Here is a 2766-nt window from a genome sequence, read left to right as displayed (position 1 = left end):
TATGAAGGAGCTTACGGAGTGGCACAGCCGCGCTGAGAATCCTCGCCTCCTGATTATCGACACGCACGCCAAAATCAAAGAGCAGCGCAAGGGCAACCAAGATCCATATTTGTCGGACGACTCGGCGATAGTGCCGCTTCAAAAGTTTTCTGGCGAGCACGGTCTGACGACTATCCTCGTCACGCACCTCAGAAAAATGGAGGGTTCGTCTGGCGATCCTATCGAGCAGGTGTCTGGCACCACTGGAATTACAGGTGCGGCGGACATGATCGTCGTGCTCGACCGCGACGAGAAGGGAGCGAAGCTATATGGTCGCGGGCGCGACGCGGAGGAGTAGTACGAGGTCGCCATGGAGTTCGACGGTGGTCTTTGGACCGTGCTTGGCGACGCCGACGAGGTGAAACAATCAGAGCAGCGTATTGTTCGTTTCACTGCCGGCGTCATCCTCATCGGCGGCCTGCTCGACTTCATTGAAGAGACGATCGACGTGCTTTTCGCTGCGTGGCGCAAAACGATGCAGGCGTGCCAGCGCCAGTTCTTCCTCGAGTTTGGCGCCGCGGTCGGCGAGTTGATGGTTCTCCGCCTGCAGCGCAGCAATGCGCGCCAACAGCACCTCAACACTCGGATGGCCGGTTCGATTCATTGGAATCTTGAATCTGAACCGTACCGACGCGTCAACCGCTCAACTCGAGAGCTCAGCCGGCAGCCTGATATTGCCGTACCGGATGGCGGACCATCGCATCGATATCGATGCCGTCAAGGATCCAGTGCAATTGCTCAGTCGTCAGCGTGACGACCGCCTCCTGGCGGCGCGGCCACCGGAACTTGTCCTCGGTCAGCCGCTTCAGGACCAGCACTGAGGCCGTCTTCGCTTGGCTGCAAGATTGGCCGGAGCAGATTGAGCGGACAGTAATTGTCAACACGAAGCTATTGCCCGAGCAGTCGTGTGCTTGACGCTCGCAGCCATCATAGGCTCGTCCGTATTGTTCTCGACGGCAAGCGGCTCACACGGGCCGCTTTTCGTTTTATGGATGGCCGCGCAGTCTCGTCAGCTTTTGGTCAGCCAACGCGGATACGGAGCCCCGGAGTTAGCGGGACGTGGCAGGGACAGCGCGATGGCACCAGAACGGTCAGCGCCGAGTCACGTGCCGCTAGCTTCTATGGTAGTGCGGGCGGGGCAGGGACAGCGTCCTGTCATGCCCCAAGCCAACAGGCGCCGAGTCTCGCCCGCACTGCCTGCGATCCCTCACGGACACTCAGGGAGCGAGAGGAGATTGTCCGGTTGAATTCCGTCCACTGTTGTCTTGATGTACTTGTGTTGGCCGTCGGTCGCGACGATGACCTCGACAGTGATGCCTGATTCTTCGACGTAGTACTCCCACTCGCGGCTTTCGATATCTCGGATAGTCTTCGCGACGGATAGCCTCCATCGCGTTCGGTCTGAATTGAGCCCGCCGACAAATTTGATTCTCTCATGTGCGTTTCGCCTGTCAGACTTGTTTATGCAACGAATGCGCACGCGTTTTGCCATGCGGGGTGTCTCCCGTCTCTGCAAGCTGTCGGACCAGCTTAGAGATTGCCTGACGACGTGGGGCCGACCGGTTCTGGTAGTTGTGCTAGGGCTTTTCCTGATGAATGTATCGTACCGTCGGCTTCTTCCGCTGCTGTGAGGCTGGCTGTGTCGAAGTTGGCGGTGCGTTGCAGGGACAGCGCTCTGCCTCCAACGCTCGGGCGCCGAGTCACGTTGCCGCTAACTTCGACTGCGGATGATCCAAGCAGGCGGTGATCACCAGGGGCGAGGACCCTCGGGAGCGGAAGTCAACGCACCCGCTGCCACTGGCTGATTTTGTCCGGTATGCCCAGGTTTGATGGGTCTCCGGCCGAAGGCCAAGAGCATGTCCCGTTCGCCAAGTCTTCGGCCGCGGAGGCTGGCGAAGCATACCGCCCCAATGTCTCATCATCAAGCGTGACCGTAAAATCCTCCCCAGTGGGAACGATCTGAGCCACCCCAGCGTGAGTCTTGTAGAACCATTTCACCATCTGCGACCCTTCCATGAACGTGCTGTGGTTTCACGTCCGAATGTACCTCGACGGCGCTGAGCATGCTCGCACCACCTTACATTCTCGTCCCCACCAATTCTGGTAGCCGCCCCGGTTACTTGTCCGCGCCATTATCTGGTGGCGCCAGGGAGAACGTGACCCTCTCAGGAGCAAGGTGGCCGGCCTTGCCGTTCCAAGGGGGAGGGCTGGCCACCGATGTTAGCGGTGCGTGGCAGGGACAGCACGGGGCCGACGGATGCACACATTCGAGCAGCACATCACCCCACTGCGGTCGCAAGCGCTTGCGGTGCTTGCAGCCAGTCAGGCCCGTGCGGCCGATCAGTCTCTGAGCCAAGCAGATCGCCAAGTCGCGACGTTTAATGCCAGGAGGCTCAGGCAATGGTAGACATACTCGATTGCGTGAAGCCCAATCTCGCGCCGAAGGAGGCACGGAAGATCGCTGCACGCATACGCGATCTTCTAGGGGTAGCGCGTGAGCACCAACCGGTTCGGGTGGGACCCCTGTGAGACTTTCGCCAGCGTCGCGCCCGCGCTGCTTGCCGGTGCTGGCGCAACATGCGGGCGTCCGAGCCACCGCCGCGAGTAGGAGAGTGACCAGCTATCCTCTGTAGCCAATTAGATGAGCGACCTCCACTAGAAGGTGGCCGACCATCATGCAGGCGCTTTCGGCCTTATAGACGTCGGCAGTTGTGGCGCGCTCAGGGT

Annotated in this window: 2 protein-coding genes and 2 pseudogenes; 1 reads left to right on the top strand and 3 read right to left on the bottom strand. The window is 60.0% G+C overall.

Features of this window, described 5'->3' with window-relative positions; genetic code table 11:
* Positions 1-337: pseudogene (locus tag ACM43_RS09800) on the top strand (AAA family ATPase); the annotation flags it as partial.
* A 90-nt stretch (positions 338-427) separates the two neighbouring features.
* Here ACM43_RS09800 and ACM43_RS09795 read toward each other — a convergent pair.
* From ACM43_RS09795 to ACM43_RS09785, 3 genes and pseudogenes are all read right to left on the bottom strand, one after another.
* Positions 428-643, bottom strand: a pseudogene (locus ACM43_RS09795) (IS66 family transposase); the annotation flags it as partial.
* 52 nt (positions 644-695) lie between these two features.
* Complete coding sequence (gene tnpB, locus ACM43_RS09790; protein ID WP_157786117.1) at positions 696-857, bottom strand: IS66 family insertion sequence element accessory protein TnpB; 162 nt, start codon at positions 855-857, stop codon at positions 696-698.
* A gap of 389 nt (positions 858-1246) precedes the next feature.
* Positions 1247-1531, bottom strand: a complete 285-nt coding sequence (locus ACM43_RS09785; protein WP_036032394.1) for a DUF3892 domain-containing protein — start codon at positions 1529-1531, stop codon at positions 1247-1249.
* Positions 1532-2766 lie beyond the last annotated feature (1235 nt).

Origin of the sequence: Bradyrhizobium sp. CCBAU 45321 (assembly GCF_028128975.1) — a bacterium.
Lineage (GTDB): Bacteria > Pseudomonadota > Alphaproteobacteria > Rhizobiales > Xanthobacteraceae > Bradyrhizobium > Bradyrhizobium yuanmingense.
This window is presented reverse-complemented; position numbering and strand designations above follow the sequence as displayed.

Bases quoted from the DNA above. Each gene is read 5' to 3' on its own strand.
- ACM43_RS09785 (WP_036032394.1), bottom strand. From the start codon at position 1,531: ATGGCAAAACGCGTGCGCATTCGTTGCATAAACAAGTCTGACAGGCGA.